The following is a 23,607-nucleotide window of genomic DNA, read 5'->3' as shown; positions in this document are numbered from 1 at the left end:
CAGCGGGTATGTTAAAGAATTGTTCATCTAAATTATGTAGGGGCGATCCCACTTATGGACACAAATTTTGTGCTTCATCGTAATTTATTAAATTGCCACCACCTTCTCGGCTGGTAGCGTCGCTGTACAAATTAGCCGAGCAATTGCCCGGCTAATGATAATACCATGATTTAGAACCTGTTATTTTTGATCTAGCAACAACTCAAACTCATCAATCTTGGCTTTTACTCGATCAATACTTTGCTGCCAAAAATCCGCATTCGATAAATCCATACCCAAATGTTTTGCAACAACCTCTTCTGCCATCATCGAGCCCGTATCGCGTAACAGGTTCACATAATCGGTATAGAAAGACTCACCTTTGCTTTCACGTTGAGCGTAAACGCCAATACTAAACAGATAACCAAACAGGTACGGGTAGTTGTAAAAGCTCACCTCAGAAATCGAGAAGTGCAGTTTACTTGCCCAGAAGTATGGATCCGGTTCGGACATAGAATCCCCGTACCACTCACTCCAAGTTTCGCTCATCAAGTTACAAAGTTCAGGGCCTGATAGTTCGCCGTTACTGCGCTGCTCATAGAATCGTTTTTCAAATTCGAAACGTACCGGGATATTAATCATCAATGCATAGCAGCTTGAAAGCTCTTCCCAAAGCATTTCTAGCTTTTCTTCTCGGCTAGACACTTGCTCTAGCAGATAGTCACGCACGATATTTTCCGCGAAAATCGACGCCGTTTCGGCCAAAGTCATCGGATAGCGAGTCTGACAAAGTGGCATGTCACGCATCACCCAGTTGTGGAACGCATGACCTATCTCATGAGCCAGCGTTAGCAAGTCTGAGCGACTACCACCCCATGTCATAAAGACTAATGGCGTTCTCGTGGCAGCAAACTTAGTACAGTAGGCACCTAAGCGGCGATTTTCTGTTGGCTCAGCATCAATCCAACCGTTTTCAACCATACGGGTAACAAAGCTCGCCATTTCTGGTTCCACTTGCTCAAAGGCGGCGTAGATGATCTCAATCGCTTCATCGAATGAGTACACTTTTGGCTCTGCGTCGGTCAAACTTGGCATTCCGGCTAAATGATTCCAAGGACGCATTTGTGGTAAACCATGAACGCGCGCCATTAATTGCCCTGCTTTCTGCCCAACCGCCCTATTCGCTTTGGCAGTCTCCATCATCGCATTTAATGTAGAAGCTTGAATTCGACTGTCATGAAGGCTTGGATCTAAAAAGCTCACATCAGCAACTTTTGAGCGCTTTTGATATTCCGTTAAGCGCCAACCTGCAAGTGCATTAAGAATCGCAGCGAACGACTCTTGATTGTCTTTCATCGACTCTTGGATACCACGCCAAGCGGGCTCTTGCGCTTCAAAATCCGTCCCATAGAGGGTACTCGCCGCTTGAGAGAAAGCTACTTTTGTTCCTTGGCCATCTTGCAAGGTGACTTGCAGCGAACCTGTGATGTTGTCGTATAAGCGACCCCAGGCATCTCGACCATCCACTTGCATTGCAGTCAGTAGCTGCTCTTCTGCTACCGATAATTTGGTATCAGCAATCTTTCGCGTGCATTCAATTTGGAAGGCTTGGCCATTTACATCACCACTTTCATGGTTAAGCACGTCCGTAATAAAGCTCTCTGGCGCGACCGTTAGGGCTTTTTCATAAGGCGTAAACGCCTGAGCAAGTTCAGAGTTTAGTTTAGCAATACGGCCAATGAGTGCTTTGGCCTGAGTATTGGTTGCATCAATCGAAGCGTTACATTGAGCAAAAGTGTTTACCGTCGCCAACAGCTTCCCTGCCGCTTCACTGGTTTGAATGGCATTTTGCATAACACTGACGGCGCTGCAGTTATCGACATGAAGCACCAATACTTCTATGCACTGCTTAATGAGCTCAATGTCTTGTTCTATCTTTGGGTCTTCAAGGTTTTGATAAGCAATGGATAAATTCCAACTCGGTGCTGTCATCTTGTTTCCTTACCTTAAATTAATGGTTTACCAATCATACAAACTCGTAGGTAGTTTTTATCAGCTTGAGTGAGTTGTATGTGGGTCAGTGTTTGGTGACCGATTTGTAGGGTTGAGTAGAGCGATGGATTAGCATAATCGAACTGCAATACCTTCGCTAAAATCATTCGAATCGTGCCACCATGACATATGATCAATGTATCTTGGTCAAGCGTTTGGATAAAACTTTCCCAAGCCTTCGAGATTCGATTGTAGAACTGTTCTAACGGTTCCGCATTGGGTAGTACATTGTTCGCGGGATCACGCCAAAAAGCGTCAAACTTAGCCCACTCAGATGATGCCTTTTCAAACGGCACACCATCTAAATCGCCAAAGTGGGTTTCTTTCCAATTGTCGCTCACTTTGAGAGCAAGCTCTGGACAATCATCGATTAGCTGCTTAGCCAATACTTGGCATCGTTTTAATGGCGAGCTTTCAATCGCGGTAAAGCCTAAGCCCTCTTTACTCAATGCGTTGCAAATCAAGTGCTGCGTAGCCAAAGAGACTTCAACATCGGTATGACCATACAGGGCCGGCGCACCTTGCGTTTTACCATGGCGCAATAGATAGATATTGAACGTCTTCACTTCACTCATTGCTTCAGTCACTCTCTTTTAGAGTCATAGGCAGACCAGCGGCGACAAACGTCACTTGCTCAGCCACTTTCGCAATCGCTTGATTCATCCAGCCGGCATTGTCGACAAAGAGCCTAGAGACTTCGCCCATAGGCACAACGCCTAAGCCAACCTCATTAGAAACCAGAATCACTTGTGCAAAAGTGTTATTAATAGCTTCAACCAATTCCGTCACTCGCTGTTGAATCTCAGCCTCACCTAACGTAGCACCATCATTATAGATGACGTTATTGAGCCACAGCGTTAAGCAATCAACCAGAACGACATCGTTACTATCAAAGCGACTTAATAACGGCGCAAGGTGAATCGGACACTCATGCTCTGTCCAGCTATCGCCTCTTGATTGCTGATGATGAGCGATACGCGCTCGCATCTCTTCGTCAAATGGGATGGCTGTCGCCACGTAATGCTTAGTTGATTGGTTGGCTAGCTCGCTCACACAAGCTTCAGCAAAGCGTGATTTTCCAGAGCGAGCTCCGCCTAAAATGAGATGTATACTCATGCGCCATTCACCACCCATGCAATCAAGGTTAGATAGATCAACAGTTCACTGAGTTGTTGCGCCGCACCTAAGCAATCTCCGGTAAAACCACCGATTCGCGCTAGAAGCCAACGCTTAAACAGAAAACGAAACACGATAATCACCGCCACTAAGGTAACGGCGACAGGCAAGCTCAGAATCAAACAAGGCAATACGCCTGTTGCCAGCAGTACGGTAAGTTCCAGTTTAGACTGCTGCTGAGCAAGAGGTTTGCTTTTACTCGCATCCGCATCACTGACATAAGGCATATCATAGATTAGCGATGCTGCGACAGCGCGCGATAAGGTATACGCGACAATAATAAACGTCGCAATTTGCTCAAACTTAACCAGTTCAGACAGCAGTACATACTTACTAAGTAGCGCCATCACCAACGCGCTCGCTCCGTAAGTACCAATGCGACTATCTTTCATAATGGTGAGGCGACGCTCTAGGGTCATACCGCCACCGATACCATCCGCCATGTCCGTCAAACCATCTTCATGAAACGCGCCAGTCAACATGAGGCTAAACACCATCATGATAATAATGGCGACTGAAGCAGGAAGAACAGACGATGCCAAACCGTATACGAGAGCGCACAAGCTACCTAACAGTAACCCCACCAGCGCAAAGTAACGCCCCGCTTGATTCATCCGCTCTTCGCTGTACGGAATTGAAGCGGGAACCGGAATGCGAGAGAAAAAACCAAGCGCTAGCATAAACAGTTGATACTGGTACTTGAGAGTCATCATTACTCGACAACCACTCCCGCTTCTTCAAAGCTGGCCATGTTGTTGTAGAACTCTGCCGCCGCACGAAGCAGTGGCATTGCCAATACCGCGCCCGTCCCCTCACCTAAGCGCAGCGACAGATCTAAAATCGGCTTCGCATCGAGCTCTTTAAGTAGATACTGATGCCCCGCTTCATGAGATTGATGAGCAAAGATCATGATATCTCGGCACTGTGGGTTAATCAGAGCCGCCGCATACGCCGCCGCTGTGACAATAAAACCATCGACCAATACAGGCGTGTTGTGCTTGGCTGCGGCAAGGAAGCCACCGACCATTTGCACAATTTCGAAACCACCGACTTCAGCCAATACCGACCATACGTCTTGATTTCGACAGCGTGAAACACCTTGCGCCACCAGTTCAACTTTTCGTTGCCACTGCTCATCACTGATACCTGTGCCGCGGCCAACGCAATCTTTGGCATCACGCTTAGACAAGGCACTTAAGATTGCAGCGGCGCTGCTGGTATTACCGATACCCATTTCGCCAAACATGACGATATTACTGCCATCTTCAATCAGCTTAGTGATCAACGACTGGCCAAGTTCGATGCCTTGTTCTACTTGCTCAACTGTCATCGCGGCTTGGTTGGCAAAATTTTCGGTTCTGCTGCCGAGTCGTTGAACAATAAAGTCAGCAGAGTCATGATCGACAGGAAGCAAGATCCCTGTATCAACGACCTTAAGTGCGACATCATTAACGCGGCAGAAACAGTTGATCGCCGCTCCGCCCGCTAAGAAATTCAGTACCATTTGCTGGGTGACGGCGCTTGGCGCGATGCTGACACCTTCATCGGCAATACCATGATCACCCGCGAAGACAACAGCAGTAGCCTTATTTAACTCAACATTTGTGACAAGGTCACCTGCATTGACACTTTGAATCATCGCAAGTTGGTGTGCAATGGCTTCTAGTTGACCTAATGCGCCTACAGGTTTGGTTTTTTGATTAATACGATGCCAAATAGCATCAGAAAAGCGTTGATCTAACATAGGTAATTTACTTAGGCCTTGCGACTGAAAATACGTTATTGATAGTGGCATATTGGCTACCACCAAGACGTGATAACGGATTCACTTTTAATGCATCCACGACCAATCGGTCACTTCGCTCACCAATCACTTCAGGCGAAATATAGATTTGTTCAATTTCAGCGAAGATAAGACTTTGCGGAGTTTCACCAATCTCTTTAACTTCAAATAGCTTACAGCCAAACGCGATCGGGCAGCCTTTAACACGAGGCAACTCAAAACCTTCAAAGTCGACAAGCTCTAACTCAGACGCATCCACCTCTGACTCACCATGGTCTAGTGTTGCGGCAGTTTGAGTCACTTCATTGGCCAAGGCTTCATGGGCGATATGGACAACCATTCGCCCCGTTTCAAGAACGTTACGAGTGGTATCTTTCACCTCACCACTTGGCTTTTTACCCACAGAAAACATTAATAGTGGTGGGTTGCTAGAAATAGGCGTGAAGTAAGAAAACGGCGCGAGGTTATAATTACTTTCCCCAGACTCAGTTAATACCCATGCGATAGGTCTCGGTATCACGGTTTGAGTCATAAGGTGGTAGATTTGGGTAGGTGCTAGTGTGCTGAGATTGATGTTCATCTCTTATCCTTTTCGCTGAAATCCTTCGCTCCGAGTGTAACTTGAAATCAGAGAGTTAACACCCCTTATCACCGCATGCCTCCACTGTTTTCTACTAATTTGACTCCTATTCTGAGTGGAAAAATGAAAGTTTTGACGGTTGTAGTCTATCTTATTAATAAGATGAGGAATTATAACGGCATGAACTCTGCATTCCTTTAGCCGTGATATCGCTTATCTCATCTGTAACGTGAAGGAGGCTTTATGTTTGCCAACCAACGATCGAATAAGCAAAAAACGAACAAATCTCCACAACGAAATCAAAAGAAAGTCCCTATGTCTCTAACATAGTTGTAAAAAGGCCTCGCTGATCTGGCGAGGTCTTCCGTGTTCCTACCGCTCTATACCATTCAAAATCGGCTGTTATTCTTTACTCACTGCCCAGTTAGTGTTGTGCAGTTTGTTTTCGATCACAGTAATTCCGCAGCGTTTGTTGGATCCTTACCGATTAAGCGCGGAGTTTTCCGCAGGACTGAAAACGCACTACACGTAACCTATGACAGATAACCTAATTGTGATCACCGCCGGTAGTACAGGACTGGTTGGTAATGAGCTTCTTAAGCAGATGTTGGACGCAGACCCAATTGAACGCATCTACGCGCTGTCACGTAAAGAGTTACCGTTTTTCCATTCTAAGCTAACGACTATCAAGCATCCTGAACTGCGAATACTTGACTGGCAGTCTGACGAACCCCAACCGAAATACGGGTTTATTTGTCTAGGGACCACACGAAAAGAAGCAGGCTCTAAGCAAGCATTAGAGAAGATTGATCATGAGCTAGTCTGCCAAGTCGCTCAAGAGATGAAGCTTCTTGGCGTGACTCATCTAGCCGTTGTTTCGAGTGTCGGTGCGTCTTCGCGATCGTTTTCTCACTACTTGCGCTGTAAAGGGCGTATGGAATTAGCCATCGAAAGAATGCAGTTTGAGCGAGTGGTATTCGCCAGACCTGGTCCACTTAAAGGGCTTAGAGAGAACCCGCGTAAAGACGAAGTCGTTACCCAAACCATGCTTAAAATCATGCAGCCTTTGATGATTGGTCCGCTCGCCAAGCTGATTCCAATCGACGCCGCTGACGTTGCCCAAGCGATGCAATACCAGTTATTCAGTCACTCAAATAAAAAAATCGAATTTATTGATTCAGTCGATATGAAAAAACTGCTCAAGAAATATCGCTAATCGATTAATATTTATAAACATTTGCCTAAATTCTCTTCAACCTCCCCCTTTAATAACTCAACGTTATATTTAATACCCAAATGTCACTTTATTTGGGTATATCAAATCCATTAACCTCTTACCAAACCACATTCCATAAGGTATAAATTTCACTTATACCTAACAAGAAAATCATAAGGACAATCAATTATGTCAGTCATGGCTATCGCTGCTTTAGTGGTATTTGTCGGCATTCTCTTCTTTCTCTATGGACAGCAGAAAAAAGAGAACACACTTTCTCGCTTAGTGCTATTGGGCTTAGTTTTTGGTAGTACGTTTGGCCTTGCACTTCAGCTTATCTTCGGCGAAGGCAACCCAGTTATCGCTCAAACTCTTGAGTGGGTAAATATTGTTGGCCGCGGCTACGTTGGCTTACTGAAGATGATCATCATGCCACTTGTGCTTGTGTCGATGATCGCAGCGGTAGTTAAACTGGAAAAAGGCAGCGCTCTGGGTAAGGTTTCGGGCCTGACGATTTCTGTACTACTCGCGACGACAGCTATCTCAGCGATTATTGGTATCTTAGTCACGCAAGCATTTGGTCTAAGCGCAGAAGGTCTAACCGAAGGCGCACGCGAAACCGCTCGTATTGCAGCACTAGAGAGCCGTGCAGCTCGCGTTAGCGATCTTACGATTTCTCAAATGCTGGTCAGCTTTATCCCAACCAACCCATTCGCTGATCTAACCGGTGCGCGCTCAACATCGATTATCGCAGTGGTTATCTTTGGCGTTCTAACAGGTATTGCTGCTCGTAAGGTAATGGCTGAGAAAGAAGAGCTTGAATCACCAATCCGCACGTTTGTCGTAGCATCGCAATCTATCGTAATGCGTTTAGTTAAGATGATCATGGCACTAACGCCGTATGGCATTGCTGCGCTGATGGCGAAAGTGGTTGCAACGTCAAGCGCATCAGACATTCTTAACTTGCTTGGCTTTATCGTTGCCTCTTACGTGGCGATTCTGTTGATGTTCGTTGTGCACGGTATTTTGGTCTCTTTTGTCGGCGTAAGTCCTAAAGAGTACTTCCAGAAAATCTGGCCAGTGCTAACGTTCGCGTTTACCTCTCGCAGTTCCGCGGCAACCATTCCGCTAAACGTTGAAGCGCAGATCAATAAACTGAATGTACCACCAGCGATTGCTAACCTATCGGCTTCATTTGGCGCAACCATAGGTCAAAACGGCTGCGCGGGTATCTACCCTGCAATGCTTGCAGTAATGGTGGCACCAACGGTAGGTATCAACCCGATGGAAATCAACTTCATTCTGTCTCTTGTTGCGATCATCGTGGTGAGCTCATTTGGTATTGCTGGCGTCGGCGGCGGCGCAACATTTGCTGCGCTTATCGTACTGCCAGCAATGGGCCTGCCCGTTACCATCGCAGCGCTGCTTATCTCTATCGAACCATTGATCGATATGGCTCGTACGGCGCTTAACGTATCAGGCGCAATGACAGCAGGCACGATCACTAGCCGCTTAATGAAACAAAAAGCTTCCGACGAACAGTTGGAAACGCAGCAAGCGTAAGCGCATTTAGTTCTGATTCAATGGCCGACATCATTTGTCGGCCATTTTTTTATCATTTGAACTGATTTGGCCTTATCTCGTTTGCTATGAGGTTGGCGCAATGGTCTAATACTCAGGTGAATTTCAAACACTTGGTAATAGATAATGCAACAAGAGCATCAACCTACGTTTTTCTTCTTCGACTATGAAACGTGGGGAACTAGCCCTGCTAAAGACCGTCCGTGTCAATTTGCAGGTGTGCGCACTGATATGGACTTCAATATTATTGGTGAGCCTCTTGTTATCTACTGTCAACCTCCGGCGGATTACCTTCCTCACCCTGAAGCTGCTCTGATCACTGGTATTACGCCGCAAACCGCTGAAAAGCAGGGTTTATCAGAGCCTGAGTTTATCGCCAAAATCCATGAACAATTGGCGACACCAAATACCATTAATCTAGGTTACAACAGCATTCGCTTCGATGATGAGGTCACTCGCTACACATGTTACCGCAACTTCATCGACCCGTATGCGTGGAGCTGGCAAAACGGTAACTCGCGCTGGGATCTGCTAGATGTGATGCGCGCTTGTTATGCACTGCGCCCTGAAGGGGTTGAGTGGCCTGTAAATGACGAAGGTTTTATCAGCTTTAAACTAGAGCATTTATCAAAAGAAAATGGCATTGAGCACGAAAATGCCCATGACGCGATGGCCGACGTTATTGCTACGATTGAAATGGCGAAAAAAGTTAAAGCCGCGCAACCTAAACTGTTCGATTACTTCTTAAGTATGCGTCATAAACGTAAGCTCAATGAGCTGGTCGACATCGTCAACATGACCCCGCTGATGCACGTGTCAGGTATGCTAGGAAAAGAGTGTAACTACACCAGTTGGGTTGTGCCGGTAGCTTGGCACCCAACCAACCAAAATGCGGTGATTTGTGTCGATCTAGCAAAAGACCCACAGGCGCTGCTTGACCTAGATGTCGAACAACTAAACGAACGCCTATACACCAAACACTCTGAGTTAGGGCCTGACGAACTGCCAGTACCGGTTAAACTCGTACACCTTAACAAGTGCCCTATTCTTGCTCCGGCTAAAACCTTAACGGCTGTAAACGCAGAAAAGATTGGCATTGATCGCGAGCAATGCTTAAAGAACCTCGCTCTACTGCGTCAGCACCCTGAAGTACGTGAGAAGCTGATTGGACTCTACACAATTGAACGAGAGTATGAGAAGAGTTTCGATGTCGACACCATGCTTTACGATGGTTTCTTCTCTCCTGCAGATAAAACTGCGATGGATATTATTCGCGAGACCGATCCGAATAACCTCTCGGCGCTGGATATTACGTTTAACGATAAACGAATCGAACCATTACTTTTCCGCTATCGCGCAAGGAACTTTCCTTGGACACTAGGTGAGTCGGAGCAACAACGCTGGGCAAATCACTGTCGTGACTACTTCGAAAGTCGTATTGAAGACTACATGCTTAATTTGGAAAACTTAGTTCACGAACATGAGAGTGATCAAAAGAAGATCGCTATTTTAAAATCCATCTACCAATACGTACAAAAGCGAGTATCCTAGAAACAAATTAGAACAATACTGACCAAGTCCTGCCCCTACAAGAATGCCTAATCACCCCAAATAATAAAAACTCGGGATTAGGCTCTGAAATCATTAGAGCTTTCATCCGACTGAAAGCTCACAGTTGGACATCACTAGATTATGACGAAAACCTTGCTTCAATATGTCGTCTCCATCGGCTTGATATTTCTCTGCCTGTTGGCCGGCATTAACATTCAACATCTTCTCGATATTTCGATCCCTGGCAGCATCATTGGTATGTTGATCCTGTTTGGTCTCATGGCAAGCGGCCTTGTCCCTTCCGATTGGGTCAAACCGGGTGCAACCTTATTCATCCGCTACATGGTGTTGCTGTTTGTCCCTATCAGCGTCGGACTGATGCAGCATTTTGATATGTTGATTGCTAACGCCCTACCAATTTTAGCCAGCGCCGTTGGCGGTACCTTCATTGTTTTAGTGCTACTCGGTTTAATGCTTGATCGCATGCTTAAGGGAGGACAAAAATAATGTGGTTACTGGTTACTATTTTGGTCTTCTTTGCGGCTCGTTGGCTTTGCCAGAAGTTTAATAGCCCATTTATGAATCCGCTGTTAGTCAGCATCGCCGTCATTATCCCGATTTTGACTTATTTAAAAGTGCCGTTTGAGACTTACTACGCGGACAACCAATGGATTAACTATCTACTTCAACCGGCTGTCGTCGCCTTGGCGTTTCCTCTTTATGAACAGCTACCACAAATTCGTGCTAACTGGCGAATCATCATGCTGGCTTGTGGTGTAGGCAGTGTGATGTCGATGTTTACAGCATCAATGATTGCCGTCTATCTGAAAGCGGATATTTCCTTGATTGCTAGCCTACTAGGTAAGTCGGTAACCACGCCGATTGCCATGGAAGTATCTAGCCACCTAGGCGGCGAACCGGCAATTGCAGCCATCTTGGTACTGATTGTCGGTCTATTTGGCGCGATTATGGCTTACCCAATCTATAATCTGCTCAACATTACTCACCCGATCGCCAAAGGATTAACCATGGGCACCGTTTCTCATGCACTAGGTACCGCGACTTGTGCCGAGAAAGATCCACAAGATGCCGCGTTTAGCTCACTTGCTTTGGTTGTCTGTGGCGTCATCACATCTATCCTAGCGCCATCATTCTTTACACTGGCCGTTTGGCTATCAGCCTAACGAAAATGTATCGAGTTGCTTATTACAGCTCGATACATATCACGAATTGATTCAATGCAATCGTTATCATGTGTGAGCTCACTCTAATTATGTAATTCTATATATCGTTACATTTATATGTGTGATCTATATCTCTGAAGTATTCTTCGTTTTACCTAAAATGTAATACCAATATCGTGGTTTATAGCCTGCCTTCACGCTCTAAACTCAATGATATCAACTTAGTTATTTAAAGGATTCACTATGAGAAGCCGCATTGAACAGGCGTTAGCTGAAGCGCCAAAAACCGTAGCAGATTTCCTATCTCCTATCCTTCTTGCTGACGATTTTGACGCGACGCTTTCTTCCGAGCAATTTGAACAGCTATTAGCCATTTCTGGCCTTGAAGATGCAGAGCTTCGTGTTGCTCTACTTCCATTCGCAGCAGCTTACTCCTATGCTCCACTGTCTAACTTTTACGTTGGTGCGATCGTTCGTGGCCTCTCAGGAAAACTTTATTTCGGTGCTAATGTTGAATTTGATGGTGTGCAACTGGGTCAAACCGTGCACGCAGAGCAGTCAGCGATCAGCCACGCGTGGATGAAGGGTGAACAAGGCGTTGCCGATATCACCATCAACTTCAGCCCATGCGGCCATTGCCGCCAATTTATGAACGAGCTTTCAACGGCCGATAAATTGCAGATTCAACTGCCTGAGCGTGACAGCAAATCATTGCAAGAATACCTACCAGAATCATTTGGCCCTGCAGATCTTGGTATCACGTCAGCCTTAATGACTCACATTGATCATGGCAAGCAGAGCCAAGAAGATGATGAAGTGTTACAACTGGCGATTGCCGCTCTAAACCGCAGTCATGCACCATATACGCATAACCTAAGCGGCATCGCGTTGAAAATGGCTAATGGCAGAGTGTATCAAGGTGCTTACGCTGAAAATGCGGCGTTCAACCCTAGCCTGCCACCACTTCAAGTGGCTTTAATTCAGCTACTGTTGGATCGTCAGAAATTTGAAGACATTGAATCTGCAGCGTTAGTTGAAGTGTCTGAAGGGACAATTAGTCACTTAGCTACGACTCAGTCGACGCTTGAAGCGCTCAACCCAGACATTCCAATGACTTACCTAGAACTGTAATCAGAAAAGGCGCTAAACAGCGCCTTTTTTAATGGTGTTTGGTTTTACATTAGGCTTCAAAGAACCGGGTCGCATCCACCTCTAACTGACTTTGCGCGATAGCCTTTTCAATTTTCACTTGTGACGTTTTCAAGTTAACAAACGCAACATCAATAAAGCGGTTATATTTGCGTGAGTAAAAACACTTTACCTCAGGTTTTAGAGGTTCGCTTGTATTCGATGTCCACACAATGCCGATGCGCCCATCAGTAAGTTCAACGATCGCCCCTACAGGATACACGCCAATGCAGTTAATGAACTTGTAAACCAAATCTTTATCAAGATGGTTAGGCGTCAAGCTGAGCAGAATCTTAAATGCCTCGGCGGGGCTCATCCCTTGCTTGTAACAGCGGTCCGCGGTCAATGCGTCATAGATATCAACAATACAGCTCATACGGCCATGCAGGGGAAGTTGGTCAGCCGTTAATCCATTTGGATACCCAGTGCCATCAAGCTTTTCGTGGTGCATTAAACACACATCTCGGCTGACATCGCTCAAGCCATCAATAGTCACAATAATTTCACTAGCAAAGACTTGGTGCAATTTCATGTGTTCGAACTCTTCTGGCGTCAATCTAGCTGGTTTGTGAAGAACTTTGTCATCCACTTTAATCTTGCCGACATCATGAACAATGCCGCCAATCGCCATCTGCTTGAGCATATCTCTAGGCAGTTCAAGGTACTTACCAAAGGTCACCAACAACGTGGCAACATTGACGGAATGCTCCAGTAAATACTCATCTTTGGTGCGTAACGCAGATACGCAATGCAACGCATCGGAATGTAGCAACACAGACTCAATCAAATCATCAGCCATGACATCCAGCTCATCCAGCTCGATCGGTTTGCCTTCAAAGGTCTGAGATAAGATTTTTTGCGCTAAACCTTTTGCATCACGAATGATTTTTTGTGCTTTTTGCTGCTGAGAAAAACGGCTGAGCTTTTTCTTTTTGACCGGTCTAACGTCCTCTGCCACCTCTTGTTCAGGCTTTGGATCAATGGCCGGCTTGAACACGCTGCCTTTTACCGACAATTCTGGGTCAACCCACGCAAACTTAATACCATTGTCAATCAACTGTTTAATTGCTTGCTGCGTTGATACGCGCCCAGCATTGGCTAAGTTAACTCGCTTGCTATCTTCAATCGCAGTGACAAACATACCTGTCGTCAACGTATTGATAGGGATTTTCACTGAATTTTTCGGGTCATACTGCATGAATACTGAAGCCAGTTAAATGTTAAAGAAAATACGATTCATAGAAATTATATGTCTAATCGTTAGGTTTTACTTAATTTGACCTAATTTAGATACAAATCCCTCAATACATTAATTAAAACTTGAGAACTAAGTCAGCATTGTTGATTAAATAGCCATGTTTTCATTCATTTAAACTAAGTGATGACATCTTATAGCTAAAATTGTCAAACAACGCGCGCAAACGTTTGCTTTTTCTCTAAGCTTGAGTATTATGCGTCACAGTTATTACTCCTCTTAAACGTTAAGGTTATTTATGTTTGGTACTGCGACAGCTAAAAATTCGACACGTGTTCTGCTCTTAGGCTCTGGTGAACTTGGCAAAGAAGTCGCCATCGAGTGCCAACGTCTTGGCCTTGAAGTTATTGCCTGTGACCGCTATGAAAATGCCCCAGCCATGCAAGTTGCTCATCGCAGTTACACACTTGATATGCTAGATGGTAAAGCGCTAGAAGAGATCATCGCTATAGAGCAACCCGATTACGTCGTACCCGAGATCGAGGCTATTGCAACCGATACGCTCGTCGAGCTTGAAGCTAAAGGGCTAAATGTCGTTCCTACCGCAAATGCCACTAAGCTAACAATGAATCGCGAAGGCATTCGTCGTCTTGCTGCAGAAGATCTAGAGTTGACCACATCACCATATCGCTTTGCTGATAACTACGAAGAGTTTGCTGCTGCCGTTGAAGCAGTCGGTATTCCTTGTGTGTGTAAACCTGTAATGAGCTCTTCAGGCAAAGGCCAAAGTGTTATCAAAACGCCTCAAGATGTTGAGAAAGCGTGGAACTACGCCCAAGAAGGCGGTCGTACTGGTGCGGGTCGCGTGATTGTTGAAGGCTTTATCGACTTTGATTATGAAATCACTCTATTAACAGTGCGTGCGGTTGACGGTGTACACTTCTGCGCGCCAATTGGCCACCGCCAAGAAGATGGGGATTACCGTGAATCATGGCAGCCGCAAGCGATGTCTGACAAAGCGTTAGAAGCCGCTCAAGATGCGGCTGGTAAAGTGGTTAACGCACTAAGTGGTTACGGTATTTTTGGTGTAGAGCTGTTTATTAAAGGCGATACGGTCATCTTTAATGAGGTATCTCCTCGTCCACACGATACTGGCCTTATGACACTGATGTCTCAAGACAGCTCTGAGTTTGCCCTTCATGTTCGCGCGTTTACAGGTATGCCAATTGCAGGCATCACTCAATACGGTCCAGCGGCATCTGCGGTAATTTTAGGTCAAGGTACGTCAACCAACATCCAGTTCGATGGTTTGACCGACGCACTCGCGCAACCACAAACGCAAGTTCGTCTATTTGGTAAGCCAGATATCGATGGCCGCCGTCGTCTTGGCGTTGCTATCACACGTCGAGACACGATCGAACAAGCTATTGAAGACGCAGTAGCAAGCGCAGCCAAAGTAAAAGTGATCTACTAAATCATTTTACTGTTCGAAAACTAAAAGGCCTGGTTCACTGACCAGGCCTTTTTCGTTGCAATCACTTTAAGCTTCGATGAGATACACTTCTTCAGCGAATCGAGATAGCCCTTTCTTGGCGATCTTAGGATGATCATCACCTGCTTCATCACGATAAAGTTTGGTCACTTTAAACTCAGAATAGAGTGAACGAATCTCTTGCTCCGCAACTGAGAACGGAGGACCTGTCATTTCTGATTGTTGATAATCTAAGCTTACCAGCAAGATTCGAGCGCCCGGCTTGAGTAGTGATTTGATTTTTTGCACATACTCCGCACGCATCTCTTCTGGCAGAGCCACCAAAGACGCGCGATCGTAAACAATATCGACTGGTTGAATCGGCGCAGTAAAGAAGTCACCGGTATAAATCGACAGTTCATCGAACTGAAATAGCTCATGCTGCCCATTTACAGGCATCACCATTGGGGTATAGAAATGTTCAGCAAAGAAAGCTCGAACGGCAATATTGCTTAACTCGACGCCTTGCACATCTTCATGCTTTGTCGCTAGCCAAACCAAATCTTCTGACTTACCACATAGCGGGACAAAGACTTTATCTTGATGATTAGGCTTAGTGTGACTCCAATATTCGATCAATAGCGGGTTCACATCTTCCAAATGAAAACCAATCTGGTTGGCCGCCCATTTACCATGCCAAAACTCGGGATCTCTCATTATCATTCTCATTGACTGACTTTAATGGGCATAGCCTATCTGAAAGCGCTCACAAGTGGTATCCCCTATTCACACCAAGATGAAAACTCTATTCAGATTAAGTTCATGTTCGCCGTTTATACTTGCTTACAAGTTAGCAATGAACCTTGATTCAAAGATGAACTCTAAACAATTGCTCGGATTTTTGAGAGTGACTTCAAAGTTCAGAATAAGAGTAAGGCGGTGCTGCTTGGAATAGTAAATAGCAGCCCCATTTAATAAGTACAGATGAGTAGCGCTAGTGATTGAATCCTTTTTCGACACCTTTTAGCTAAGCCCTACACATCTAAGGAGAGTGAATGAGCCTATTTTTGCGAACGACGGCCCTGATGCTTCTAATGCTCAGCCGCGCACCTGCATTTGCTGCTATTCCACCCGCACCAGGTAACGAGGAAAACCGTTCAACCAATCAGAACGAGGTTTGCTCGAAAGCATTCAAACATAACCTAAGCGGCCTTTACGGCATTCAATCTATTTCGTCTTCACCAGTACAACCTTATTCTGATTTCGATGTGCTTTACAGCAAAGCACACCAAGCTCAAGCCGAGCTAGAAACTCTATGTAAAAGCACCGCACTATTAACATCAACAGACGCATATTTTGCGGGTGTTAAGTCATCTCAACGTGCAAAAGAGAAAATCGCCTACGAGCTAGATGGTCAAACGGAGCGTATTACTGACCTAGCACGAGCAACTATCGTAGCGGATGATATTGAAGGCTTGATGTCTGCTTATGAGGTGCTAAACCGTGAAACTACCATCGTTAAAGTCAAAAACCGCTTCAAGAAACCCGCGGCTTCCGGTTATCGCGATCTTAACCTTTTAGTGCAATTGCCTAAAACGAATCTGGTTGCAGAAGTGCAGCTTCATTTAAAAGCGATTGCTGATGTGAAAAGCGGCCCAGAGCATGCTATTTACGAAAAGATCCAAAAAATCGAACGCACTGCTGCGATCGAATCACGCGATTTCAACGAGATTGAACAAGCGCAAATCCGCAACATGCGTCGTGAATCTAAAGAGCTTTATCAAAACGCTTGGCAGCCCTACATTACGACACACCTAAGCGCAGCTTAAACTCATTACGGCTTAGTATTACTAGGCCCTAATTTTTCGCAATACCCAAACTTTTAAACTAGCTTTTAATAGAAGGCTTAATAATAAAGTGGGGAGGCGGTTATGCGAGTATACGCTGGTTTGTTCACTGCGTTTGCTAGCCTCCTAATGCCTGCCAAAGCCTTATCTGACGACGGCTTTGGCCCAGTGCAAACCTATACTCAGTCACCTTTTCATACCAATAATCTCTCCCCTCAACTTCGCTCTGGCTTCTCGATGCCAAACTCGAACTATGAGGTTTATACCGCTGGTGTTATCTCAAGTATTTGGGCTGTGACGGATAAATATGAGCTCGATTACTATCAAAACCAAATCGCGCTCGGGACCAAGTGGCAGTTAAGTTCAAACTGGCAATTGGATCTTCATTATCGTTGGAACTACGCTGGCAATAATCATCTTGATAGCCCAACAAAAAAGTTTCACGAGTTTTTTGGTTTAGAACAGAATGGCCGAGATAATGTCGAAAATCATCGCTTTGTGATTCATATGCCTGAATACGGCATTCAGCTAGAGGGATTTAGAGGGGAGACGTTAAGCCATGCTCTGACTGGTTATCTTCAGTATCAACTTTATACGCTACCCCACCACGGGGCATCGCTTGGACTGTCACTCTATTACAATGATACTTCACATGGCATCTTCAGCTCATCAGATTTTGAGCAAGCATTGCAGGTTAACTATGGCTATGTTCGCGGCGCACATTCATTAGACGCGACTGCCGCTATTACTTTTCGTAACACGCCCACCGTGTTTGAACAGATGCCTTATCGTGATCGCACTTGGATGGTTGGCGCCAGTTACCGCTATCAGCTTTACGATAGACACACGCTTATCGCACAGCTAGTGGTATTGCAAGGTGTGACGGACGATGATGGTGAGTTTTCAGAGCCTTCAACCGAGTTTACTTACGGCTATCGCTATACACTCAAAAATACCGCAGTGGAGCTCACTGCGGTGGAGAACATGTTTAACGCTGACAACAGCACTGACATCGCTTTTGGTGTCGCTTTCCGCTATCGTTTTGGCGCCGATGAGGCTAGATAGACAAGATGCGATTTACCACCGAGCTAATTTCGCTGTCAGAGGCACCTTTTGCCAACGAGAAAGAGACGTATTGGTCGCCTCTCATACTAAATGAGCGATCCACTTCCGCTAAGCAATGCACCAGATTGCCATCAAGGATAAATGAGACTTCAATTTCTTTGCGGTTGATAAAGCCATTGCTACGAAATTCAATTTCTTGGTAACAGCCAGACTTAGAAGAGAAGTTACCACCTCGTAAGTGCCCTTTCTCCACATCAGCTTTAACCATCGCAAAGCCCGCCTGTTCAATAGCGGACAATACCTTTGCCACAACTGGCAATGGTTTTACTTCTACAAAATCACGATCTTTCGGGTCAATGGCAAAATCAATATCAAGGGTCGTTTCTACCCAAACATGACACAGATTTTTAAGAACATTTAACGCTGTAATCGGCGTTTCGTCATTCAACCTGAATTCAAAAGGCACCTGTTTGGTTTCGTTTGGCTGAATAATAAAAGGTTGAACCGCTTGAAGTTTACCAATGATAAAATCTTGGTAGCTGGTGCTTTCATCACTTTCAACTTTCACTTCAGTACACAGCTTTAGGTTGATCGCATCAATTTGCTGCTCAACATCGCCACCTTTGATGTGAACGGTGCCTTTTAATGTGTCGCCTTGAAAAACAGACATGCTGTTTAACACGGTATCGACCTTAGCTGCGCCTATTCCCAAAGAAGCCTTTAACTTTCCAAACATACATTATCCTTATCATTTATTGTGTTTAATGATTTATCTTGATGAGGACCTTTATGCAAGTGCTTTTGAGTCACATCCCTAAAAAACGTGCGCACTAGAAAGATTTAGCCATCCCCCTAGTCTCATCACTTGCATTAATCGTATAAATATATAACCATTTGTATAGTCAAACATGAAAATGATGATTTTATGAGTAGTTCGCCCCTTTACCTGCAGATTAAGCAATATATTTCCGACCAAATCGATCAGGGTCTATGGCCCGTTGGCCATCGCATTACCACTGAGCTTGAGCTGACCAAACAGTTTAAGGTCAGCCGAATGACGGTGAATAAAGCTATTCGAGATTTGGTTGCTGAAGGCCGTTTGGTAAGGCGTCCTCGACTGGGCACGTTTGTTTGCGCTCCTGACGATAAAGCGGAATCACCACTACTCGATATTCGTAACATTGCCAAAGAAGTCGAGCAACGCGGCAAACAATACAGCAGTAAAGTGATCAAGCAGGTTTCACTCACCGCTGATGACACTGTGGCAATGAAACTCGGCGTTATGCTTGGCAGCGAAGTTTTTTATAGTGAAATCATCCACTTTGAAGATAAGTCACCAATTCAGCTAGAACTCCGCTGGGTGAACGCTAGCTACGCGCCGAATTACTTAGAGCAAGACTTTTCGCAAATGACACCTAACCAGTACCTTTCGGAAAACTGCCCACTCAGTGCCATCGAACATACTGTTGAAGCGATTGTTGCAGATGACGCCGTTCGCTCGGCGCTCAGACTGGCAGTCAAAGAGCCTTGCCTTCTACTAAACCGTAGAACTTGGAGTGACGAACGCTTAGTCAGCACCGCATTACTCTACCATCCGGGCACAAGATACAAATTAAGCTCTAAAGTTTTGCTCTGATAAAGAATTTCATACTTTTTACTGATCACATTTTCGCAACATTAAACTTGATCAATTGACTGATTTGAACGGATAATTGTATATACATTTAAATCAGAGCAACCGATATGAGTTTTTGCAGTGATCTCGTTTTGTCGAACGCCAAGGTCGTCTCAATGACACCGGGCCAAGATGGCTATGCCCTCTCTCCTCTTTGCCATTTACTGATCAAAGATGGTCGCATCGCCTCTATATCGCAACAACCGTTCGAGTCGCAAAACACTTACGATTGCCAAGGCAAACTGGTCACCCCCGGTTTCATTGATTGCCACACCCACCTTATTTTCGCTGGTAGCCGCGCAAACGAGTTTGAAATGCGTCTTAACGGCGTCCCTTATCAAGAGATCGCTAAGCAAGGCGGCGGTATTCTTTCCACGGTTAAAGCGACTCGTCAAGCCAGTGAAGAACAGTTAACCGAACTGGCGTTACCAAGACTCGATGGTTTAATCCAAACGGGCGTCACCTCTGTTGAAGTTAAATCAGGCTATGGCTTAACTATCGATGACGAAATCAAGATGCTACGTGCTGCGAAAGCACTCGAAGCGCATCGAAAAATTCGTGTTTCCACTACACTTCTCGCAGCCCACGCTCTACCTCCAGAATACGCTGGCCGCCCAGATGATTACATCGAACTGGTTTGCAAAGAGATCATTCCTCTGGTAGCCGAAGAGCAGCTTGCAACTAGCGTTGATGTCTTTTGCGAATCGATAGGTTTTAACCTGACGCAAACAGAAAAGGTCTTTCAAGCCGCAGTAGAACATGGCCTTAATGTAAAAGGCCACACTGAGCAATTGTCTAATTTAGGTGGCACCGCACTTACTGCGCGCTATTCAGGCCTTTCTGCCGACCATATAGAGTTTTTGGATGAAGATGGCGTCAAAGCACTCGCGGCTTCAAATACTGTTGCGACGCTTTTACCGGGGGCATTTTACTTTCTTAAAGAAACCCAACTTCCACCTATCGAATTACTGCGTCAACATAAAGTCCCAATGGCAATCGCGACAGATTTGAACCCCGGCACATCGCCGTTTGCAGATTTGACTATGATGATGAATATGGGTTGCACTTTGTTTGGCCTGACTCCTGAAGAAACACTACGTGGAGTGACCGCAAATGCAGCCAAGGCACTCGGCTATGGTGAGTCAAGAGGTCAGATTGTCACAGGCTTTGATGCCGATCTGGCAATCTGGGATATTTCTCATCCTGCTGAGTTTAGCTATTTACAAGGCGCGCCACGACTTTCTGCACGCCTTGTGGCTGGAGAGTTAGATCATGTCTAATCAATTAACCACAAGCCTAGAGTTTCATTGGCAAGGCCGTCACGACGCTGAAGATGGTGCGCAAGGAAAACGTGTTCACCATGTGGTAAAGCAAATGCAAGTCACTGAATTGCAGCCATACCACAATGCCATCAGCATTCTTGGTTTTTGTTGTGATGCTGGCGTAGCTCGCAACAAAGGGCGTATTGGTGCTCACCGTGCCCCAGATTTAATCAGACGCGCTCTGGCTAATATGGCGTGGCATAAAGAGAGCCACCTCATCGACTTAGGCAATGTCATTTGTGATGATGATTTACTTGAGCAAAGCCAAGACCAATGCGCCAATGTGATTGCTACGGCGCTAAAATCTACCCCTGTGATTACTTTAGGTGGGGGCCATGAAGTCGCTTGGGCATCGTTCCAAGGGTTAGCGCGCTACTTTGAGTATATTAATCCAGCCAAGCCACCTAAGATCGGTATTATCAACTTCGATGCACATTTCGATTTACGCGCGTTTGAAAGCGAACGTGCTGAAGTAAAACCGAGCTCAGGAACCCCATTTAATCAAATTCAAAAATATTGCTTTGAGAACGACTGGCCATTTCACTATGCCTGCTTAGGGGTAAGTAAAGCCAGCAACACTGAAGCGCTTTTCAAACGCGCAGATGAATTAAATGTCTGGTACATAGAGGACAAAGAGCTCACGCCTCTCAATCAGGTCTATCACTTAACTCAGCTGCAACACTTTATCGATAATTGTGACTTTATCTATCTCACCATCGACTTAGACGTTTTCCCGGCAGCCACGGCCCCAGGTGTCAGTGCGCCAGCGGCACGCGGTGTGAGTATTGATACCATCGCGCCTTTTATCGACCGAATTTTGCACTACAAACAAAAACTGGCCCTAGCCGATATCGCAGAGTACAACCCAACGTACGACGTAGACAGCCAAACCGCCCGTCTCGCCGCACGTTTATGCTGGGATATCGCGAACGCCTTTTCAGAAAAATAACAATCAACCAAATAGCGGGCAGTGAATAGGATGCATCAGCATCAAAGACCCCTATTTGTCTGAATAACGTGAACCACAAGGAGTTTTACCATGACACAGCGCCAAGTAGAGGATATGCGTCTCGATACCACAAGGACTATACGTGCCCCACACGGGACAACCTTGAGAGCAAAATCTTGGCTAACTGAAGCGCCGCTTCGAATGCTGATGAACAACTTAGACCCTGATGTTGCTGAGCACCCGCACTCATTGGTTGTTTATGGTGGTATTGGCCGTGCAGCCCGTAACTGGGAATGTTATGACAAGATCGTCGAAGTACTAGAGCGTCTAGAAGATGATCAAACGCTGTTAGTTCAATCAGGTAAACCTGTCGGCGTTTTTCCAACGCACAAAAATGCCCCTCGCGTACTGATCGCTAACTCAAACCTTGTACCTCACTGGGCGAACTGGGAGCACTTCAATGAGCTCGATAAAGAAGGTTTGATGATGTATGGTCAGATGACGGCGGGGAGCTGGATCTACATTGGCTCTCAAGGCATTGTTCAAGGCACCTACGAAACCTTCGTCTCAGTGGCTAAAAAGCACTTTGATGGTGAAGCAAAAGGCCGTTGGGTGCTAACGGGGGGTCTTGGTGGTATGGGTGGTGCTCAACCTCTCGCTGCGACAATGGCAGGCTTCTCAATGATTGCCGTTGAATGTGATGAGTCACGTATCGACTACCGTCTGCGTACTGGCTATGTTGATAAGAAAGCCACCAGCCTAGATGAAGCATTGGCGATTATCTATGAGTCAGAAACGCCAGTTTCTGTTGGCCTATTAGGTAACGCTGCTGACGTGTTCCCGGAGCTAGTTGAACGTAACATTACACCTGATGTTGTCACTGACCAAACATCAGCCCATGATCCGCTAAACGGCTACCTGCCAATTGGTTGGTCAATGGAGCATGCAGCGGAAATGCGCCTAAAAGATGAAGCTATGGTGGTTGACGCAGCAAAAGAATCGATGGCAATTCAAGTTAAAGCGATGCTGGCTCTGCAAGATCGCGGTGCAGCGACACTCGATTACGGCAACAACATCCGTCAGATGGCTCTAGAAAAAGGCGTCGAAAATGCCTTCGACTTCCCGGGTTTCGTTCCTGCTTACATTCGTCCGTTGTTCTGTGAAGGTATCGGTCCATTCCGCTGGGCTGCTCTATCTGGTGATCCAGAAGATATCTACAAAACAGACCAAAAAGTAAAAGAGTTAATTCCAGACAATCCGCACCTACACAACTGGCTAGATATGGCGCGTGAACGCATTCAGTTCCAAGGTTTGCCTGCTCGTATCTGTTGGGTTGGACTCAAAGATCGTGAACGCCTAGGCCAGGCCTTCAATGAAATGGTTAAAAATGGCGAGCTAAAAGCGCCTGTCGTAATTGGTCGTGACCACTTAGACTCAGGTTCCGTTGCCAGCCCTAACCGAGAAACTGAAGGCATGATGGATGGCTCAGATGCGGTTTCTGACTGGCCACTAATGAACGCATTATTGAACACTGCTGGCGGCGCGACGTGGGTGTCTCTGCACCACGGCGGCGGCGTTGGCATGGGCTTCTCACAGCACTCAGGTATGGTAATTTGTTGTGATGGCAGCCAAGATGCATCAGAGCGTATTGCTCGCGTTCTACATAACGACCCTGCAACGGGTGTTATGCGCCACGCAGACGCTGGCTACGATATTGCTAAGCAGTGTGCCGCAGAGCAAGGTCTAGACCTACCGATGCTAAACGAAGAACTGCGTAAGCTTAAATAAGGATT

22 protein-coding genes are annotated in these 23,607 nt (G+C 45.8%); 13 read left to right on the top strand and 9 right to left on the bottom strand.

Features of this window, described 5'->3' with window-relative positions; translation table 11 throughout:
• Window positions 1-180: 180 nt before the first annotated feature.
• The 6 genes from ACHUFZ_RS00275 to ACHUFZ_RS00250 are packed head-to-tail and all read right to left on the bottom strand — an operon-like array spanning window position 181 to window position 5,570.
• Complete coding sequence (locus ACHUFZ_RS00275; protein ID WP_394125367.1) at window positions 181-1,971, bottom strand: M3 family oligoendopeptidase; 1,791 nt, start codon at window positions 1,969-1,971, stop codon at window positions 181-183.
• 14 nt (window positions 1,972-1,985) lie between these two features.
• Complete coding sequence (locus ACHUFZ_RS00270) at window positions 1,986-2,606, bottom strand: histidine phosphatase family protein (RefSeq protein ID WP_394125366.1); 621 nt, start codon at window positions 2,604-2,606, stop codon at window positions 1,986-1,988.
• 4 nt (window positions 2,607-2,610) lie between these two features.
• Window positions 2,611-3,147, bottom strand: coding sequence for a bifunctional adenosylcobinamide kinase/adenosylcobinamide-phosphate guanylyltransferase (cobU, locus tag ACHUFZ_RS00265; RefSeq protein ID WP_394125365.1), 537 nt, complete (start codon window positions 3,145-3,147; stop codon window positions 2,611-2,613).
• Window positions 3,144-3,920, bottom strand: coding sequence for an adenosylcobinamide-GDP ribazoletransferase (locus ACHUFZ_RS00260; protein ID WP_394125364.1), 777 nt, complete (start codon window positions 3,918-3,920; stop codon window positions 3,144-3,146). Before ACHUFZ_RS00260 ends, cobU begins: the two co-directional genes overlap by 4 nt.
• On the bottom strand, window positions 3,920-4,951 hold the full coding sequence (gene cobT / locus ACHUFZ_RS00255; protein WP_394125363.1) for a nicotinate-nucleotide--dimethylbenzimidazole phosphoribosyltransferase: 1,032 nt from the start codon (window positions 4,949-4,951) through the stop codon (window positions 3,920-3,922). The genes ACHUFZ_RS00260 and cobT overlap by 1 nt, the downstream gene beginning before the upstream one ends.
• A 7-nt stretch (window positions 4,952-4,958) precedes the next feature.
• Window positions 4,959-5,570: a flavin reductase family protein gene (locus tag ACHUFZ_RS00250; protein ID WP_394125362.1), complete on the bottom strand. Its 612-nt coding sequence runs from the start codon at window positions 5,568-5,570 to the stop codon at window positions 4,959-4,961.
• A 535-nt stretch (window positions 5,571-6,105) separates the two neighbouring features.
• Here ACHUFZ_RS00250 and ACHUFZ_RS00245 point away from each other — a divergent pair.
• The 6 genes from ACHUFZ_RS00245 to cdd all read left to right on the top strand — a co-directional run bounded on the left by ACHUFZ_RS00245 (window position 6,106) and on the right by cdd (window position 12,233).
• A complete protein-coding gene (locus ACHUFZ_RS00245) occupies window positions 6,106-6,786 on the top strand; it encodes a Rossmann-fold NAD(P)-binding domain-containing protein (protein ID WP_394125361.1) in 681 nt (226 codons plus the stop codon).
• 189 nt (window positions 6,787-6,975) lie between these two features.
• The gene (locus ACHUFZ_RS00240; protein WP_394125360.1) at window positions 6,976-8,349 is read left to right on the top strand and encodes an L-cystine transporter; all 1,374 of its coding nucleotides are present in this window, start codon (window positions 6,976-6,978) and stop codon (window positions 8,347-8,349) included.
• 144 nt (window positions 8,350-8,493) lie between these two features.
• Window positions 8,494-9,918: an exodeoxyribonuclease I gene (sbcB, locus tag ACHUFZ_RS00235; protein ID WP_394125359.1), complete on the top strand. Its 1,425-nt coding sequence runs from the start codon at window positions 8,494-8,496 to the stop codon at window positions 9,916-9,918.
• 141 nt (window positions 9,919-10,059) lie between these two features.
• Window positions 10,060-10,425: a CidA/LrgA family protein gene (locus ACHUFZ_RS00230; RefSeq protein WP_394125358.1), complete on the top strand. Its 366-nt coding sequence runs from the start codon at window positions 10,060-10,062 to the stop codon at window positions 10,423-10,425.
• A complete protein-coding gene (locus ACHUFZ_RS00225) occupies window positions 10,425-11,102 on the top strand; it encodes a CidB/LrgB family autolysis modulator (RefSeq protein WP_394125357.1) in 678 nt (225 codons plus the stop codon). The genes ACHUFZ_RS00230 and ACHUFZ_RS00225 overlap by 1 nt, the downstream gene beginning before the upstream one ends.
• A gap of 243 nt (window positions 11,103-11,345) precedes the next feature.
• Window positions 11,346-12,233 (top strand): cytidine deaminase, encoded by an 888-nt coding sequence (gene cdd, locus ACHUFZ_RS00220; RefSeq protein ID WP_394125356.1) that lies wholly within the window; start codon window positions 11,346-11,348, stop codon window positions 12,231-12,233.
• Window positions 12,234-12,282: 49 nt separating this feature from the next.
• Here the strand turns inward: cdd and ACHUFZ_RS00215 are convergent, their stop codons facing one another.
• The gene (locus ACHUFZ_RS00215; protein WP_394125355.1) at window positions 12,283-13,488 is read right to left on the bottom strand and encodes an HD-GYP domain-containing protein; all 1,206 of its coding nucleotides are present in this window, start codon (window positions 13,486-13,488) and stop codon (window positions 12,283-12,285) included.
• A 295-nt stretch (window positions 13,489-13,783) separates the two neighbouring features.
• On the opposite strand from ACHUFZ_RS00215, the gene purT reads away from it, so the two are divergent.
• A complete protein-coding gene (purT, locus tag ACHUFZ_RS00210; protein ID WP_394125354.1) occupies window positions 13,784-14,959 on the top strand; it encodes a formate-dependent phosphoribosylglycinamide formyltransferase in 1,176 nt (391 codons plus the stop codon).
• A 66-nt stretch (window positions 14,960-15,025) separates the two neighbouring features.
• Here the strand turns inward: purT and ACHUFZ_RS00205 are convergent, their stop codons facing one another.
• Window positions 15,026-15,673, bottom strand: a complete 648-nt coding sequence (locus tag ACHUFZ_RS00205; RefSeq protein ID WP_394125353.1) for a thiopurine S-methyltransferase — start codon at window positions 15,671-15,673, stop codon at window positions 15,026-15,028.
• 338 nt (window positions 15,674-16,011) lie between these two features.
• Between ACHUFZ_RS00205 and ACHUFZ_RS00200 the strand changes: the two genes are divergently transcribed.
• A complete protein-coding gene (locus ACHUFZ_RS00200) occupies window positions 16,012-16,785 on the top strand; it encodes a nucleotidyltransferase family protein (RefSeq protein WP_394125352.1) in 774 nt (257 codons plus the stop codon).
• Window positions 16,786-16,887: 102 nt separating this feature from the next.
• Window positions 16,888-17,868, top strand: coding sequence for a DUF3187 family protein (locus ACHUFZ_RS00195; RefSeq protein WP_394125351.1), 981 nt, complete (start codon window positions 16,888-16,890; stop codon window positions 17,866-17,868).
• Here the strand turns inward: ACHUFZ_RS00195 and ACHUFZ_RS00190 are convergent.
• Window positions 17,861-18,604, bottom strand: a complete 744-nt coding sequence (locus tag ACHUFZ_RS00190; protein ID WP_394125350.1) for a sporulation protein — start codon at window positions 18,602-18,604, stop codon at window positions 17,861-17,863. The genes ACHUFZ_RS00195 and ACHUFZ_RS00190 overlap by 8 nt on opposite strands.
• Before the next feature lie 189 nt (window positions 18,605-18,793).
• Here ACHUFZ_RS00190 and hutC point away from each other — a divergent pair, with 189 nt between their 5' ends.
• From hutC to hutU, 4 genes are all read left to right on the top strand, one after another.
• Window positions 18,794-19,504: a histidine utilization repressor gene (hutC, locus tag ACHUFZ_RS00185; protein ID WP_394125349.1), complete on the top strand. Its 711-nt coding sequence runs from the start codon at window positions 18,794-18,796 to the stop codon at window positions 19,502-19,504.
• A gap of 107 nt (window positions 19,505-19,611) precedes the next feature.
• Window positions 19,612-20,823: an imidazolonepropionase gene (hutI, locus tag ACHUFZ_RS00180; protein ID WP_394125348.1), complete on the top strand. Its 1,212-nt coding sequence runs from the start codon at window positions 19,612-19,614 to the stop codon at window positions 20,821-20,823.
• Window positions 20,816-21,814, top strand: coding sequence for a formimidoylglutamase (hutG, locus tag ACHUFZ_RS00175; RefSeq protein ID WP_134836109.1), 999 nt, complete (start codon window positions 20,816-20,818; stop codon window positions 21,812-21,814). Before hutI ends, hutG begins: the two co-directional genes overlap by 8 nt.
• A 90-nt stretch (window positions 21,815-21,904) precedes the next feature.
• Window positions 21,905-23,602, top strand: coding sequence for a urocanate hydratase (gene hutU / locus ACHUFZ_RS00170; protein ID WP_394125347.1), 1,698 nt, complete (start codon window positions 21,905-21,907; stop codon window positions 23,600-23,602).
• The last annotated feature ends 5 nt before the right edge of the window (window positions 23,603-23,607 follow it).

This window comes from Vibrio hepatarius (assembly GCF_043642085.1).
In the GTDB taxonomy this organism is placed as follows: domain Bacteria; phylum Pseudomonadota; class Gammaproteobacteria; order Enterobacterales; family Vibrionaceae; genus Vibrio; species Vibrio hepatarius_C.
This window is presented reverse-complemented; position numbering and strand designations above follow the sequence as displayed.